The organism is Flintibacter sp. (genome assembly GCF_046973065.1).
This window is the reverse complement of record NZ_JBKVXZ010000031.1, coordinates 1-15,068: the sequence shown is the minus strand read 5'-3', so window position 1 is coordinate 15,068 and position 15,068 is coordinate 1. Positions and strand designations below refer to the sequence as shown.

At 59.9% G+C, this 15,068-nt stretch carries 16 protein-coding genes; all 16 read right to left on the bottom strand.

Features of this window, described 5'->3' with window-relative positions; genetic code table 11:
- Positions 1-10: 10 nt before the first annotated feature.
- Positions 11-817, bottom strand: coding sequence for a segregation and condensation protein A (locus ACLTXB_RS11530; RefSeq protein ID WP_428227088.1), 807 nt, complete (start codon positions 815-817; stop codon positions 11-13).
- A gap of 13 nt (positions 818-830) precedes the next feature.
- On the bottom strand, positions 831-1,517 hold the full coding sequence (locus ACLTXB_RS11525; RefSeq protein ID WP_428227087.1) for a site-2 protease family protein: 687 nt from the start codon (positions 1,515-1,517) through the stop codon (positions 831-833).
- Positions 1,518-1,573: 56 nt separating this feature from the next.
- Positions 1,574-2,209, bottom strand: coding sequence for a ribosome biogenesis GTP-binding protein YihA/YsxC (yihA, locus tag ACLTXB_RS11520; protein WP_428227086.1), 636 nt, complete (start codon positions 2,207-2,209; stop codon positions 1,574-1,576).
- An 11-nt stretch (positions 2,210-2,220) separates the two neighbouring features.
- Complete coding sequence (gene lon, locus ACLTXB_RS11515) at positions 2,221-4,641, bottom strand: endopeptidase La (protein ID WP_428227085.1); 2,421 nt, start codon at positions 4,639-4,641, stop codon at positions 2,221-2,223.
- Positions 4,642-4,753: 112 nt separating this feature from the next.
- Positions 4,754-6,070, bottom strand: coding sequence for an ATP-dependent Clp protease ATP-binding subunit ClpX (gene clpX / locus ACLTXB_RS11510; protein WP_428227084.1), 1,317 nt, complete (start codon positions 6,068-6,070; stop codon positions 4,754-4,756).
- 66 nt (positions 6,071-6,136) lie between these two features.
- On the bottom strand, positions 6,137-6,718 hold the full coding sequence (clpP, locus tag ACLTXB_RS11505) for an ATP-dependent Clp endopeptidase proteolytic subunit ClpP (RefSeq protein WP_008980577.1): 582 nt from the start codon (positions 6,716-6,718) through the stop codon (positions 6,137-6,139).
- 172 nt (positions 6,719-6,890) lie between these two features.
- Positions 6,891-8,315 (bottom strand): trigger factor, encoded by a 1,425-nt coding sequence (tig, locus tag ACLTXB_RS11500; RefSeq protein WP_428227083.1) that lies wholly within the window; start codon positions 8,313-8,315, stop codon positions 6,891-6,893.
- 141 nt (positions 8,316-8,456) lie between these two features.
- On the bottom strand, positions 8,457-9,143 hold the full coding sequence (locus ACLTXB_RS11495; RefSeq protein WP_008980575.1) for a metallophosphoesterase: 687 nt from the start codon (positions 9,141-9,143) through the stop codon (positions 8,457-8,459).
- Positions 9,144-9,161: 18 nt separating this feature from the next.
- Entirely contained in the window at positions 9,162-10,646 is a 1,485-nt protein-coding gene (gene thrC / locus ACLTXB_RS11490) for a threonine synthase (protein WP_428227082.1), read from the bottom strand.
- 138 nt (positions 10,647-10,784) lie between these two features.
- Positions 10,785-11,153, bottom strand: coding sequence for a YraN family protein (locus ACLTXB_RS11485; protein ID WP_428227081.1), 369 nt, complete (start codon positions 11,151-11,153; stop codon positions 10,785-10,787).
- Positions 11,150-11,800, bottom strand: coding sequence for a ribonuclease HII (locus ACLTXB_RS11480; RefSeq protein ID WP_428227080.1), 651 nt, complete (start codon positions 11,798-11,800; stop codon positions 11,150-11,152). The genes ACLTXB_RS11485 and ACLTXB_RS11480 overlap by 4 nt, the downstream gene beginning before the upstream one ends.
- Positions 11,797-12,675, bottom strand: coding sequence for a ribosome biogenesis GTPase YlqF (gene ylqF / locus ACLTXB_RS11475; protein WP_428227079.1), 879 nt, complete (start codon positions 12,673-12,675; stop codon positions 11,797-11,799). The genes ACLTXB_RS11480 and ylqF overlap by 4 nt, the downstream gene beginning before the upstream one ends.
- Before the next feature lie 69 nt (positions 12,676-12,744).
- Entirely contained in the window at positions 12,745-13,086 is a 342-nt protein-coding gene (gene rplS / locus ACLTXB_RS11470; protein WP_428227078.1) for a 50S ribosomal protein L19, read from the bottom strand.
- A 373-nt stretch (positions 13,087-13,459) separates the two neighbouring features.
- Entirely contained in the window at positions 13,460-14,095 is a 636-nt protein-coding gene (upp, locus tag ACLTXB_RS11465; RefSeq protein ID WP_008980571.1) for a uracil phosphoribosyltransferase, read from the bottom strand.
- Positions 14,096-14,108: 13 nt separating this feature from the next.
- Positions 14,109-14,825, bottom strand: coding sequence for a tRNA (adenosine(37)-N6)-threonylcarbamoyltransferase complex dimerization subunit type 1 TsaB (gene tsaB / locus ACLTXB_RS11460; RefSeq protein WP_428227077.1), 717 nt, complete (start codon positions 14,823-14,825; stop codon positions 14,109-14,111).
- Positions 14,826-14,845: 20 nt separating this feature from the next.
- The coding region (locus ACLTXB_RS11455; RefSeq protein WP_428227076.1) for a tRNA (adenosine(37)-N6)-threonylcarbamoyltransferase complex ATPase subunit type 1 TsaE at positions 14,846-15,068 on the bottom strand (223 nt) is incomplete at its 5' end.

Here is a 15,068-nt window from a genome sequence, read left to right as displayed (position 1 = left end):
CTCTCCCCCCTTATTCCTCCGGTGCATCGGCGGTAATATCCAGAGGCTGGGCCTCTTCCCCCTGAATGCAGGTGACGGTACAGTCCTCCTCGGTGCCCGCCAGACGCAGGCGGTGGGCCTTGCACAGCTCCAGCACCGCAATGAAGGTGGCCACCACCTCCGAGCGGCTCCGGTTGCCCCGGAACAGGGCGCGGAACCGGGTGACCCCCAGATGAACCAGCCGCTGAATGATTTCGGCGGCCTTCTCGGCCACCGGATAGGGCTCCCGGCCCACAATGCCCTGAAAGGCTGCCACCGGCGGGGGCAGCTTGTTGTCCGAGCGGGCCAGAACATCCCCCATGGCTTTCCGCAGATCCTCCTTTGGGTGGATGTAGCGGTAGGCCCGGTCGGGCTGGATGGCCTCGGGGGTCTTTGTGATAAAATCCCGGCCATAGCTGAACTGCTGGTCCAGTAGGGTGACGATCTCTTTGATTTTCAGATAGTTTTCGTTGCGCTGATGGGCCTCCAGGGTGGCAATGAGCTGTTCCATCTCGCTCATGGCCTCCTCGTCGTGGATGGACAGGAGCATCCGGGTCTTGATATACACCAGATGGGAGGCCATGGTAACAAACTCACTGGCCACCTCCAGATCCAGCTGCTTGCGCTGGTTCATCCAGGCCAGGTATTGGTCCAAGATCAGGGAGATCTGGATGTCCTTGATCTCCATTTTGTTTTTGCTCAGCAGGTGCAAAATCAGGTCCAAAGGCCCCACAAAGTCCTGCAGATCCTCGGAGCGGTCCTTGACCACCCCTTGCAAATGATAGATGGGACTGTCCAATCCCGCCCCTCCCTTAGAAGAAGTAGAATTCCATGATGGCAAAGGGGAATCCGGCCACATGGCACATGGCCTTCAATACCCAGGCGATGGCAGCCTCCAAAGGCCCGCCCAGCAGGCCGGACCAGGCCAGCAGCACCACCGCCACAATGAGAAACCGCTCCCGCCTCATAAGCCACAGGTAGGCCCGGTCGGGCAGAAAGGCGCTCACCACCCGGGAGCCGTCCAGCGGCGGGATGGGGATAAGGTTAAATACCCCCAGTCCCACATTGAGCACCGCCAGCTGGCATAAAAACAGCAGCACATAGGCCGACCAGACCCTTCCCATGCCATCCCGCAGCACAAAGCCACCAAGACTGATGCACACCAGGGCCAACAGGAAATTGGAGATGGGGCCCGCCAGAGCGGTAGCCGCCATGCCCGCTTTGGGATTGCGGAAGTTGCGCATATCCACCGGCACAGGCTTGGCCCAGCCTACCCCTACGGTCAGCAGCAGAAACAGACCCACCCAGTCGATGTGGGCCAGAGGGTTGAGGGTAAGCCGCCCATTCACTTTGGCGGTCGGGTCCCCCAGCTGCCGGGCGATCAGCCCGTGGGAGAGCTCGTGGATGGTCAGGCAGATGAGACAGGCCACGGCGCTCATCAGAAACATGAGCATTCCCTGCCAGTCCATATGGTTTGAAAATTCCGTCAGCGCACCCATGATTGAACCTTTCCTTCCGCCAGAGAAAAACATCGAATGGAGAGTTAATATTGGGATTATACCAAGTTTTGCTCCCCTTGACAAGCGCCCGGGGTCTTGCGGCCCTCCACGCTGGCCAGGATGGCGCTCACCAGTTCCTGGCGTCCGGTGCCCTTCTCTGCGGAGAACGGGATGACTACATCCCCCTCCCCCAGCTCCAGGGTCTCCCGGATCACCTGGAGGTTGGGCTCCACCTGACTCTTTTTCAGCTTGTCCAATTTATTGGCCACCACCACAAAGGGGCAGCCCGCCTCCCGGTACCACCGGGCCATAGTGCAGTCGTCCGCCGTGGGCTTATGCCGGGAATCTACGATCATCACGCCCAGCGTCATCAGCTCCGGGTCGGCAAAGTAGCTCTCCATCAGCTTGCCCCAGCGGTCCCGCTCGGCCTTGGACACCTTGGCGTATCCGTAGCCGGGCAGGTCCACCAGGTAGAAGGCGTTGTCAATTTTAAAATAGTTGATTTGGGTGGTCTTGCCAGGCGCGGCGCCCACCCGGGCGAAATTTTTCCGGTTGAGCAGGCGGTTGATGACCGAGGACTTACCAACGTTGGAACGGCCGGAAAAGGCCACCTGGGGCAGTCCATCCCGCAGGAAAAACTTCGGTGCCACGGCGGAGAGAATGAACTCCGCCTTTTGCAGATTGATGGCCATATTGCTCCTCCTTACTGCCGCAGGCGGGCGTGCCCCCGGCCCTGAGAATCGGGCAGCTTGGCGTCCAGAGCCTTGTCCCGCTCCAGCGCGCCCCCGGGGGGCAGAATGGCCTGGGCCAGCACCTGCTCCGCCTGATCCACCAGCACAAAGTTCAGAGCATTGCGCACGGTCTGGTCGATCTCGTCCAGGTCCTTCTCGTTGTCAGCGGGGATAATCACCGTCTGGATGCCGTTGCGCAGGGCGGCCATGGTCTTCTCCCGCAGACCGCCGATAGGCAGCACCCGACCACGCAGGGTCACCTCGCCGGTCATGGCGATGCCGCGGCGCACAGGAGCCCCAGTGAGGGCGGACACCATAGCGGTGGTGATAGCAATACCGGCAGAGGGGCCGTCCTTAGGCACAGCGCCCTCGGGGAAATGGACGTGGATGTCCTTCTCCTTGTAGAAGTCGGCGGGGATGCCCAAGCGGTCGGCCTGGCTGCGGATGAAGCTGAGGGCGGCATGGGCCGACTCCTTCATCACGTCGCCCAGGTTGCCGGTGAGCTCCACCTTGCCCGAGCCGGGCACCACGTTGACCTCTACCTCCAGCAGCTCGCCGCCCACGGAAGTCCAGGCCAGTCCGTTGACCACGCCCACACGCTCCTCCAGCACCTGCCGCTCGGGGTAGTACTTGGGAGCACCCAGCAGATTTTTCAGGTCCTTATCTGTAATGCGGACTTGCTTTACATCTTCGGACACCAGCTTCATAGCCGCCTTGCGGCACAGACTGCCCAGATTCCGCTCCAGCACGCGCACGCCCGACTCCCGGGTATAGGAGGCGATCAGCTCCCGGATGGCGCCGTCAGACACCTTGAGCTGAGTTTTGTTCAGCCCGTGGCGCTTCATCTCCTTGGGCAACAGGTGGCGCTTGGCAATCTGCAGCTTTTCCTCGTCGGTGTAGCTGGGAAGCTCAATGACCTCCATACGGTCCAACAGAGGACGGGGAATGGTCTCGGTGGTGTTGGCAGTGGTGATAAAGAGAACGTCGGACAGATCGAAGGGCACCTCCAGGAAGTTGTCCCGGAAGGTGCTGTTCTGCTCTACGTCCAGCACCTCCAGCAGGGCGGCGGCGGGGTCGCCCCGGTGGTCGCTGCCCATCTTGTCGATCTCGTCCAACAGCAGCAGAGGGTTGCAGCTGCCCGCCTGGTTGATGGCGCTGATAATTCGGCCGGGCATGGAGCCCACATAGGTCTTACGGTGACCCCGGATCTCGGCCTCGTCGCTGACGCCGCCCAGAGAGATCCGGCCCAGCTTACGGTGCAGGGCACGGGCCACCGACATGGCGATGGAGGTCTTGCCGACGCCGGGAGGTCCGACAAGGCAAATCACTTGCCCCTTCAAGTCAGGCGTGATCTGGCGCACAGCCAGAAATTCCAGCACCCGCTCCTTCACTTTCTCCAGGCCGAAATGGTCGTGGTCCAGCACCTTTCGGGCACTCTCCACGCTGATCTTCTCCTTGGTCTTCTTGCCCCAGGGCAGTTCCAGGCAAACATCCAGGTAGTTACGCATGACGGTGGCTTCGGAGGAGCCGTAGGGCTGCTTGGCAAGGCGGCTTACTTCCTTCTCCAGCCGCTCCCGCACATCGTCGGGCAGCTTGGCCTGAGCGATCTTCTTGCGGTAGTCGCCCAGCTCGGAGTCCGCGCCCCCCTCCCCTTCGCCCAGCTCGGCCTGAATGGCCTTGAGCTGCTCCCGAAGGTAGTAGTCCCGCTGGTTGTCCGACATCTGCTCCCGTGCCCGGTTCTGGATCTCCATGTCCAGACCCAGGATCTCCACCTCACGGCACAGCAGGCGGTACAGCCGCTCCAGACGGCGCACCGGGCGCAGCTCCTCTAGCACCGCCTGCTTGTCGCTGTTGCGCATGGCGATGTTCTGGGCAATAAAGTCGGCAATGTACCCGGGGTCCTCGCTGGCCAGCACGTTGATGAGCAGATCGGGGGCCGTCTTGGGGGCCAGCTCGGTGTACTGCTGGAACATCTCGTAAGTGGAACGGATGAGGGCCTCCGTTTTGGCGGAGTTGTTGCCCGCCTTCTCTGCGGGGATGGTGCGCACCACCGCCTCCAGATAGGGGCTGGTGCGCTTAAGCTCATCCAGGCTGCCTCGGCACAGGCCCTCCACCATCACCCGAACGTTATCTCCGGGCATGCGCAGGATCTGCCGCACCTTGGACACGGTGCCGACAGTGTAAAGGTCTTTTGCTTCCGGCTTCTCCACGGCCAGATCTTTCTGGCCAACCAGGAACACCGGCGAGCCGGCGGTCATGGCCTCCTCCAGGGCTTTGATGGAAATCTCCCGGGCCACGTCAAAGTGGATCAGCGCATTGGGAAAAATCGTCAGGCCCCGCAGGGCAATCACAGGCATGGTTTCGACCTGCTGGGTCGTCCAGTCCTTTTCCATGAAAATCACTTCCTCTCTAGGGGTATTTCACAGGAGAAAGCTCCCCTGTCATAAGATAAAACAGCCCCGGGCCCGCCGTTTTCCGGGGACCGCGGGGCTGTTACTGTGTTCGTCAGCCAGCGTGGGTACCGGGCAGTCCGCCCCGCTCTGCGTGCAGAGACGCTTTTCCCAAGGGCGGGCGCTGGGTGCGCTGGGGATCCCGGAGGATCTCCGGCTCGGCTCCGTCCTTGACACAGGCGGCGTTGATGGTCACCTTGGCGATGGTGGGGTCGGAGGGCACATCGTACATGACCTGGGTCATGACCTCCTCCAGAATGGCCCGCAGGCCACGGGCGCCGATGCCCCGTTCCACGGCCCGGTCGGCCACCGCCTCCAGGGCATCGTGGGTGTACTCCAGCTCCACGTCGTCGTACTCCATCAGCTTCTGATACTGCTTCACCAGAGCGTTTTTGGGCTCGGTGAGGATCTGCATCATCTGATCCCGGTCCAGAGACTCCAGCGTAGTGATGATGGGCATACGGCCCACCAGCTCGGGGATGATGCCGAACTTCAGCAGGTCCTGAGGCTGGATCTCCTTCATGAGCTCGCCTACGTTGCGCTCCTTCTTGCTCTGGATCTCAGCGCCAAAGCCCAGAGAGCGCTTATCCAGGCGGCTCTCGATGATCTTATCGATGCCGTCAAAGGCACCACCGCAGATGAACAGAATGTTCTTGGTGTCGATCTGGATAAATTCCTGGTGGGGGTGCTTCCGGCCGCCCTGAGGAGGCACATTGGCTACGGTACCCTCCAGGATCTTCAGCAGCGCCTGTTGGACACCCTCGCCGGACACGTCGCGGGTGATGGAGGTGTTCTCGCTCTTACGGGCGATCTTATCCATCTCATCAATATAGATGATGCCCCGCTCGGCCAGCTCAATGTCGTAGTCAGCGGCCTGGACCAGACGCAGCAGGATGTTCTCCACGTCGTCGCCCACGTAGCCCGCCTCGGTGAGAGTGGTAGCGTCGGCGATGGCGAAGGGCACCTTCAGCACCCGGGCCAGGGTCTGGGCAAACAGAGTCTTGCCGCAGCCGGTGGGGCCCATGAGCAGGATGTTGCTCTTCTGCAACTCCACATCCTCCGCTCCACCGAAGTAGATGCGCTTATAGTGGTTGTACACCGCCACAGACATGGCCACCTTAGCCTTCTCCTGGCCGATGATATACTGGTCCAGCACAGCGTGGATCTCCCGGGGTGTGGGGATGGCGTCAGGGATTGCGCTCTCCAGCGCCTCCTGGGTCAGCTCTCCCTCGTCCTCCAGGATGCTCATGCACAGCTGCACACACTCATTGCAGATATAAGCGCCAGGCCCGGCGATGAGGCGGCGCACCTGATCCTGATGCTTTCCGCAGAAGGAACAGCGGACAGACCGCTTTTCGTCGTTTTTTGCCATGAAACTATTACCTCAAATTCTCTGTGATACCTGGTGCGCACCCAAACTGCGGTGCGCGCTGGTTTCTCACCGCTTCTCGATCACCCGGTCGATGAGTCCGTACTCCAGGGCCTCCTGGGCAGACATGAAGTTGTCCCGCTCACAGTCGGCAGTAACCTGCTCGATGCTCTTGCCGGTGTTCTCAGCCAGGATGCGGTTCATGCGCTTCTTCACCACTTCCAACCGCTTCAGGTGCAGGGCCATATCGGTGATCTGACCCTGGGTACCGGCGGAGGGCTGGTGGATCATGATCTCGGAGTTGGGCAGAGCCAGACGCTTGCCCTTGGCGCCGGCGGAGAGCAGGAACGCTCCCATGCTGGCGGCCAGACCGATGCAGATGGTGGACACGTCGCACTTGACATACTGCATGGTATCATAGATGGCCATGCCCGCAGTGACGGAGCCGCCGGGGCTGTTGATGTAGAACTGAATGTCCTTGTCCGGGTCCTGGCTCTCCAGGTACAACAGCTGGGCCACTACCAGAGAAGCAGTGGTGTCGTTGACTTCCTCAGACAGGAAAATGATGCGGTCATTGAGCAGGCGGGAGAAGATGTCATAGGACCGCTCGCCCCGGTTGGTCTGCTCTACTACATAAGGAACTAAACTCATGGGAATGACTCCTTTTCAAAACAGTGATACCAAAGTATGCCCGCAAAATTGGAACATGATTCCTTTTTTAGAATTTATGCTTCCTCTGCGGGCTTCCCGGTCTCCCCTGCCATAACGCACACACGCCCGGGGCGGCAATTTCTGCCGCCCCGGGTGGATATCAAGCTGGATTTTACTCCGCCTTGGGCTCCTCAGTGCTCTCCTCGGTCTTCTTCTTGCGGGTGCGCTTGGGCTTCTCCTCGCCCTCGGCGCTCTCCTCAGCAGCCTTCTTGCGGGTACGCTTGGGCTTCTCAGCCTTCTCCTCGGCGGCCTCCTTCTTGGGGGCCTCGCCCACCACAGCCTGAGCCACGACGAAGTCGTTGGCCTTCTGCAGGCGCAGGTCGTGCTTGAGCATATCCATGGAGAGAGCGGCCTTCACCTGATCCTCGGTGATGTTGTACTGCTTGGCCAGCTTGGTGATCTCCTTGGCGCAGTCCTCGTCGGTGATCTCCATGTTCTCGGCAGCGGCCACGGCATCCAGAGCCAGCTCCAGCTGCACCTGACGCAGAGCGGAGGGCTTGGTGGAAGCACGCATCATCTCGGGAGTCATGCCCATCATCTTCAGATAGTCGTTCATGGCCATGCCCTGGCTCTGCATACGCATGGCGTACTCGTCCATCACCTTGTCCAGCTGGGTCTCCACCATACCGTCGGGGATCTCAGCCTCCAGGTTGTCGATGAGCTGCTCCAGAACGGCGCTCTCGAAAGCACTCTCAGCCTGGGCCTCACGGCGCTGCTTGAGCTTCTCGCCCAGATCCTTCTTGAAGTCGGCCAGGGTCTCAAACTCAGACACGTCCTTGGCGAACTCGTCGTCCACCTCGGGGATCTGGGACTCCTTGACCTCCTTGACCTTCACGTGGAACACCACAGCCTTGCCGGCCAGATCCTTCACGTAGTCCTCGGGGAAGGTGATGTCCAGATCCTTCTCATCGCCCACGCTCAGGCCGATGAGCTGATCCTCAAAGCCTGGCACGAAGGAGCCGGAGCCGATCTCTAGGCTGTAATCGGTGCCCTTGCCGCCCTCGAAGGGCTTGCCATTGTCAAAGCCCTCGAAGTCGATGACAGCGGTATCGCCCATGGAGATGGGACGCTCCACGCTCACCAGACGGGTGGCACGCTTGATATAGGGCTCCAGCTCATTCTCGATGTCGGCATCGGTGACCTCATTAAAGGTCTTGGGAGCCTGCAGGCCCTTATACTGGCCCAGCTTCACCTCGGGGCGCACGGAGACCAGAGCAGTAAAGGTCAGGCCGTCCTTGCCCACCTCCACGATGTCCATGACAGGGTGGCCCATATCCTCCAGGCCCTGCTCCTTCACAGCAGCCTCATAGGCGCCGGGGTACACATCGTTGATGGCGTCTTCATAAAACACGCCGGAGCCGTACATGCTCTCGATGATCTTCCGGGGGGCCTTGCCCTTACGGAAGCCGGGGACGCTGATGCGGTTGCGGTTCTTCAGATAAGCCTTCTGAACGGCAGCCTCAAACTCGCCGGCCTCCACCTGGATGGTCAGCTCCACTGTGCTCTTTTCTTTCTTCTCAACGTTGGTGACCTTCATGTAACTTTTCCTCCTGTGAGCGCCCGGGACCCATTGGTCCTAAGGACGCCTTGTATACTTTCGCCATGGTATTTTACCAGATAACGCTCTGTTTGACCAGACTAAATTTCGGAAATTTCCGCATTTTTTCGGTTTTGTTGCTTAATCAAGCAGTTTTTCCGGTCGGAACCCCAGATAATCCGCTGCAATCAAGCGGTATTCCACGCTCCCGACCTGTCCGGAAATCGCCAGACGGTGGCTTCCGCCGTGGAGATGTCCGTAAAAACAGCGCCGCACACCATAGGCCTCCAGCAGGTCCAGGATCTCCTGGCAGCGGTAGCCCTGATACAAAGGCGGGTAATGGAGAAAGCAATACTTCTCCCTCTCCCCTGCCGCTTTCAGCGACGCCTCCAGGCGCATCAGCTCCCGGTTAAAGATCTTCGCGCTGTGCTCCCCACGGTCCTCCTCATAAAACCATCCCCTGGTGCCGCACAGAGCCAGCTCGCCGTACAGGCGGCAGTTGTTGTGCAGAATCTCCAGAGTAGAAAACCCATGCTCGGCAAAAAAGCGCTCCATTTTGGCCGCGGTGGTCCACCAGTAGTCGTGGTTGCCCTTAAGCAGGATCTTCCGCCCGGGCAGGGCGTCCAGAAAGGCGAAGTCCTGCTCCGCCTGCTCCAGGCTCATGCCCCAGGAGAGATCTCCGCATAAAACCACGGTGTCCTCCGCCTTGACGGTGGAAAAGCCCTCCCTGAGCTTATCCACGTAGCCGCGCCAGCCTCCGCCGAACACATCCATCGGCTTGTCCACACTCAGGGACAAGTGGGTATCCCCAATGGCGTAAAGGGCCATGTACGCAACTCCTTTTCCTTATTTCAGCATGTCCAGCACCGCGTCCACCATGTGCTCCTTCTCCTCGGTGCGCTGGAAGCGGGGCTGCTTGCCACGCAGGCCCGCCAGAGGAGCGGGAACGGGCTGGCCAGTCTTCTCGCTGAGCTGATCCAGAATATCCAGACCATCCCGCAGATTGGTCTCGCCCAGCGCGCCCAGCACGTTGTCGCAGAATTTGAAGGGGCTGGCGGTGGAAGCTACCACAGTGGGGGTCATGTCCCCGGTCTCCTCCCGGTACTGGGTCAGAGCGGAGAAGCCCACGGCAGTATGGGGATCGATGAGGTAGTCAAAGCTGCGGTAGATGGTGCTGATGACCTTCTGGGTCACCGTATCGTCGCAGCAGTAACCCACAAACAGGCGCTGGATCTTCTCCTTCACCCGCTCGCTCACCTCGTAGCGGCCGTTCCGGTTCAGCTCATCCATGTACTCCCGTACCTGCTGGTCCTCCCCGGTGATGGCGTAGAGCAGACGCTCCAGATTGCTGGAGATCAGAATATCCATGGAGGGGGACATAGTATTATAAAAGGTGCGGTTGCGGTCATAGACGCCGGTGCGCAGGAAATCGGTAAGCACGTTGTTGCTGTTGGAGGCGCAGATGAGCTTGTTGATGGGCACGCCCATATCCTTGGCATAGTAGGCAGCCAGGATGTTGCCGAAGTTTCCGGTGGGCACGCACACATTGATGGGGTCGCCCAGCTGGATCTTCTCGTCCCGCACCAGGTCGCAGTAGGCGGAGATGTAGTAGACGATCTGAGGCAGCACCCGGCCCCAGTTGATGGAGTTGGCCGAGGAGAGGAAGAAGCCCCGCTGGGCCAGCTCCTGGCGCAGCTTCTCATCGGAGAAGAGCTTCTTCACGCCGGTCTGGGCATCGTCGAAATTGCCCACCACGGAGCACACGCCTACGTTGCCGCCCTCCTGGGTGACCATCTGCAGCTCCTGGATGGCGGACACGCCGTCCTTGGGATAGAACACCAGGATACGGGTGTGGTCCACATCCTTGAAGCCCTCCAGAGCGCCCTTGCCGGTGTCGCCGGAGGTGGCCACCAGGATGCAAACCGTCTTCTCCTCCTCCTGCTTGCGCAGAGAGGCGGTGAGCAGGTGGGGCAGCATCTGCAGGGCCATGTCCTTAAAGGCGCAGGTGGGACCGTGCCACAGCTCCAGGCAGAAGGTGTTGCTGTCCAGGCCGCGCACCTGGGCCACAGCGGGAGTGTCAAACTTCTCCGGACCGTAGGCCGCATTGGCAAAGTCGGTGAGCTCCTTTACTGTGAACTCATCCAAAAACAGTTTCATCACATACACTGCCCGCTGCTGATAGGACATGTCCTTCAGCTCCTCCAGAGCGCGGCGGGGCAGCTTGGGCAGATACACGGGGGTGAGCAGACCACCGTCGTCAGCCAGACCCTTGGCAATGGCCTGGGAGGCGGAGAACTGCTGTTCCCGGTCTCTTGTGCTGATGTATTGCATGGTGATTCCTTCCAATCTTTTTAAGGATTGCCTCCGGCAGGGAACCGGAGAACGGTTTTCTAAGCTATTATTATGCCAGTTTTCTCCGGGCAGGTCAAGTTCCACAGCAGAAAAGCTGACACTTCATTTAGAATTTTTTCAAAAAGCGTCCGCAAGATGTCGTATTTTGGGAGCTCTTGTATCCATTCCCTGGGGCGCCAGTACCTCGATGACATCAAAGCGGGGCTGAAGCTGTGTAGGATTTTGCTGAAGATAAAGCTGGGCGGTGGTGCGCAGACGCTGCTGCTTGCGCGGATCCACAAACTCCGCCGCGGTGCCGAAGGCGGCGCTGCGGCGCAGCTTCACCTCTACAAAACACAAATAGTTTCTGTCCTGGGCAACCAAATCCAGTTCTCCAAACCGGCACCGCCAACCCGCAGCCACGATCTCATATCCCCGCTGCCGCAAAAAGTCGGCTGCCAGGGCCTCCCCCCACCTGCCCAGCAGGCGGCTCTCCTGCCCGCTCACAGGTTCTTTAAAAAGGAACGGCGGTGGATGGGACTGGGGCCATAAGCCCGCAGGCGCTCATAATGGAGCTTTGTTCCGTACCCCTTGTGCTTCTCAAAGGCGTACTCGGGATACATCTGGGCCATCTCCATCATGCAGTGGTCACGGCTCACTTTGGCCAGGATGGACGCTGCTGCGATAGACACAGACAAGGAATCTCCCTTTACAACGCAGAGATGAGGTGTCGTTACCGCCGCCGTCTTTCCATGGTCCCGGTTCCCGTCCACCAGGGCAAAGTCGGCGGGAACCTCCAGCGCATCAATGGCCAACTGCATGGCCTTCATCCGGGCGCTGAGGATGTCGGTGCGGTCGATCTCCTCCGCATCCACCTTGGCGACCGCCCAGGCCAAAGCCAGCTCCTGAATGACAGGGAAAAGTGCTTCACGGCGCTTCTCTGTCAGCTTCTTAGAGTCATCCAGCCCCGGAATCTCTACCCCAAAGGGCAAGATCACCGCGCCCGCATACACCGGGCCGGCCAGCGGGCCAGCGCCCGCCTCATCGCAGCCGCACACAGCGGTATAGCCCTTCTCCCGGGCCTGCGTCTCATAATCCCAGCCTGCCATCGTCTTCTTCCTCCTCTCCCCTGTCTCAACGAGACGAAAGGTCAATTCTCTTGGGTCTGTTCCAGAGTAAAGCGTCCAAGCTTGCCACCTCGGTACTCATCCAGCAGCACCCGGGCCATGCGCTCGGTATCAAATTCACCTCCGGAGATCCGCATGCCCCGCTTCTGGGCGCAGGTCTCCAGCAGACGGTAGCCGTAGGCCACATCGTTTTCTTCCTCTTCCCGCTGCGGCACGGCGGGCAGCTTATAGCCTGCGGCCAGGGCGTCGGGATAGTAGGTGGCCAAAAAGGTCATCAGATGGCAGCCCAGGGTCTCCACATCCATGATCTCATCCTTCACTGCTCCGGTAAAGGCCAGGCGCAGGCCGATCTCCTCGTCCTCAAACTTGGGCCACAGGATGCCGGGAGTATCCAGCAGTTCCAGACCCCGGTCCACAGTGACCCACTGCTTGCCCCGGGTCACGCCGGGCCGGTCGCCCGCCTTGGCGGTCTTCCGTTTGGCTACCTTATTGATAAAGGTGGACTTGCCCACATTGGGCACACCCACGATCATGGCCCGCACCGGACGGCCTACCAGGCCGCGCTCCTGCCAGCGGGCAATCTGGTCCTTCAGCACATTCTGAACTACCGCGGAGAACTGGCCCACTCCCTTGCCGGTCTTGGCGTCGGTCTCCAGCACGGAACAGCCACGCTTCCGGAACCACTCCCCCCAGGCTTTGTTCTGGGCGGGGTCAGCCTGATCTGCCCGGTTCAGGATCACCAGACGGGGCTTTCCGGCGCAGATGGCGTCAATGTCCGGGTTGCGGCTGGAGATGGGGATGCGGGCGTCAATGATCTCCACTACAATATCTACGTTTTTCAGATCGGCCTCGATCTGCCGCCGGGTCTTGGTCATATGCCCGGGGTACCACTGTATATTCATCGCTCGTTCCTCCTACCGTCAGCTACGAAAAAAGGAGCGGTTTTGCACCGCTCCTTTCTCGCACTTGGATTACAGGGCCTCCTTGATCTTGGCTGCCTTGCCCACGCGGCCGCGCAGGTAGTACAGCTTGGCGCGGCGGATCTTGCCGTGACGCACCAGCTTGATCTTCTCGATGGCGGGGGAGTGGACAGGGAACACCTTCTCCACGCCGATGCCATAGGAGATGCGGCGGACGGTGAAGGTCTCCTCAATGCCGCCGTGCTTCTTAGCGATCACAGTGCCCTCGAAGACCTGGATACGCTCACGGTTACCTTCCTTAACCTTCAGGTGCACACGGATGGTGTCGCCCACCTGAACCTGGGGAGCCTCAGCCTTGAGGTGCTTCTGAGTAAAAGCCTGCATCAAATCCATTGTCATTTCCTCCTGTTGTATAGGCGTTCTTGCCGCTTCCAAATCGGATGTCCGCACCCCTGTGCGGAGCGCAGGCAGAGGATCGCCCGTTATTTCAGACTAAAAGATGATATCACAATTTTTCCAGCAATGCAAGCCTTTTTTGCCCTGCCGCAAAAATTACTTTTTCCTTACTTCGTGCCAAAGATCCGGTCGCCTGCGTCACCCCACCCGGCTTACGCCGTGCGGGGACCCCAGTTTTTTAATCCTCGGGACAAATAAATTGTCCCTGTGGCAAGGTTTTTACCAAAGGTAAAAACGCTTGGACGCGCCAAAGGGCGCGCTTCTGGGCGACGCGGCGGGAAAGTCTCTTTTCCTGTTTCCCTCTTACTTCTTACTTCGTGCCAAAGATCCGGTCGCCTGCGTCGCCCAGGCCGGGAACAATATAGGCGTGCTCGTTGAGCTTCTCATCCACCGCAGCCACATAGATCTCCACGTCGGGATGGTCCCGGCGAATCACTTCAATCCCCTCGGGGGCAGCCAGGATGTTCATCAGCTTGATGTGCTTGCAGCCATAGCCCTTCAGGAAGGTAATGGCAGCGGAGGCGGAGCCACCGGTAGCCAGCATGGGATCCAGCACAATCACATCCCGATCAGCAATATCAGAGGGCATCTTGCAGTAATACTCCACAGGCTGATGGGTCTCGGGATCCCGGTACAGGCCGATGTGTCCCACCTTAGCGGAGGGGATCAGATTCAGGATACCGTCCACCATGCCCAGGCCGGCGCGCAGGATGGGGACGATGGCCAGCTTCTTGCCCGCCAGCTGCTTGAAGGTGCCGGTAGCCACGGGGGTCTTGATCTCTACATCCTCCAGGGGCAGATCCCGGGTAGCCTCATAGCACTCCAGGGCAGCGATCTCAGAGACGATCTCCCGGAACTCCTTGACCCCGGTACGCTCATCCCGCAGGATGCTCAGCTTGTGCTGCAGCAACGGATGGTCCAAAACATGTACTTTGCTGTCAAACATCTCAAAAACCCCTTTATTTTTGTGTACTGTGGCCCTGCCGCTCCAGCCGTTCCCGCTCAGCTTGAGACAGGCGGTGGTAGACAGGCACCAGGTCTTTTCCTTTCACCAGGGCTCCGGCTTGGATCTGCTCTACCGCGGCCCGGGCCACCCCCCATGCGCTCTGCTGCCGCAGAGCCTCAGGGGCAAGCTCCAGATCGATTCCCTGACTTCTTAGGGTATTATAGCACAGCTTGGCCCCGTCTCCAACGACTATTTTTCGTTTTTCGATTTTTTTCAGTTCTTCCCCCAGTTCCTCCAGGCCGATGGCCCGGTCAGGGCACAGGCGCTCCAGCTTCTCCCCATTCGTCTGGAACAGGGCGTTGTACACCTGCTTGCGCCGGGCATCCATGGCGCAAACGATCACGGCATCCGGATAGAAAGCCAGCGGCCAAGCCATGGACTCCAGGGTAGAGCAGGCAGCGCAGTCCTTGTCCTCTCCCCAGGCCAGTCCCTTTGCGGTAGCCACTCCGATCCGCAGTCCGGTGAAGGAGCCGGGACCTGCCGCCACAGCGATCACATCCACCTGGGACAGATTGACCCCACAGTTTTTCAGCAGATCGTGGGCCATAGGCAGCAGGGTGCGGCTGTGGGTCAGGCCGCTTTGCTGAAAGTTCTGGGCGATGAGCCCCTCCTCCCCCCACAAGGCCGCGGAGCAGGCCACGGCGGATGATTCCAAAGCCAATATTTTCATGGTATCATACCCTTTTCTTCTTAGTTTTCCAGGGTCGGTCCGCCCTGGATCGAGATGCGCCGCTGCTGGTCGGTATCGCCCCGACGGATATCCACCCGAATGGTATCCTCCTCCAGAGCGTTCTCCACATTCTCGCTCCACTCCACCGCGCACACGCCGCCCCGGGCCAGATAGTCTTCCCAGCCGATCTCAAAGAGCTCATCTGCACTGCCCAGGCGGTACATATCAAAGTGGAACAGGGGC

What these genes read in the sequence shown, in the direction of transcription:
- ACLTXB_RS11525 (WP_428227087.1), bottom strand. Translation starts at nt 1,517, where the DNA reads ATGGGTGCGCTGACGGAATTTTCAAACCATATGGACTGGCAGGGAATG.
- yihA (WP_428227086.1), bottom strand. Translation starts at nt 2,209, where the DNA reads ATGGCCATCAATCTGCAAAAGGCGGAGTTCATTCTCTCCGCCGTGGCA.
- lon (WP_428227085.1), bottom strand. Translation starts at nt 4,641, where the DNA reads ATGGAAAAGGACTGGACGACCCAGCAGGTCGAAACCATGCCTGTGATT.
- clpX (WP_428227084.1), bottom strand. Translation starts at nt 6,070, where the DNA reads ATGGCAAAAAACGACGAAAAGCGGTCTGTCCGCTGTTCCTTCTGCGGA.
- clpP (WP_008980577.1), bottom strand. Translation starts at nt 6,718, where the DNA reads ATGAGTTTAGTTCCTTATGTAGTAGAGCAGACCAACCGGGGCGAGCGG.
- tig (WP_428227083.1), bottom strand. Translation starts at nt 8,315, where the DNA reads ATGAAGGTCACCAACGTTGAGAAGAAAGAAAAGAGCACAGTGGAGCTG.
- ACLTXB_RS11495 (WP_008980575.1), bottom strand. Translation starts at nt 9,143, where the DNA reads ATGGCCCTTTACGCCATTGGGGATACCCACTTGTCCCTGAGTGTGGAC.
- thrC (WP_428227082.1), bottom strand. Translation starts at nt 10,646, where the DNA reads ATGCAATACATCAGCACAAGAGACCGGGAACAGCAGTTCTCCGCCTCC.
- ylqF (WP_428227079.1), bottom strand. Translation starts at nt 12,675, where the DNA reads ATGAATATACAGTGGTACCCCGGGCATATGACCAAGACCCGGCGGCAG.
- rplS (WP_428227078.1), bottom strand. Translation starts at nt 13,086, where the DNA reads ATGGATTTGATGCAGGCTTTTACTCAGAAGCACCTCAAGGCTGAGGCT.
- upp (WP_008980571.1), bottom strand. Translation starts at nt 14,095, where the DNA reads ATGTTTGACAGCAAAGTACATGTTTTGGACCATCCGTTGCTGCAGCAC.
- tsaB (WP_428227077.1), bottom strand. Translation starts at nt 14,825, where the DNA reads ATGAAAATATTGGCTTTGGAATCATCCGCCGTGGCCTGCTCCGCGGCC.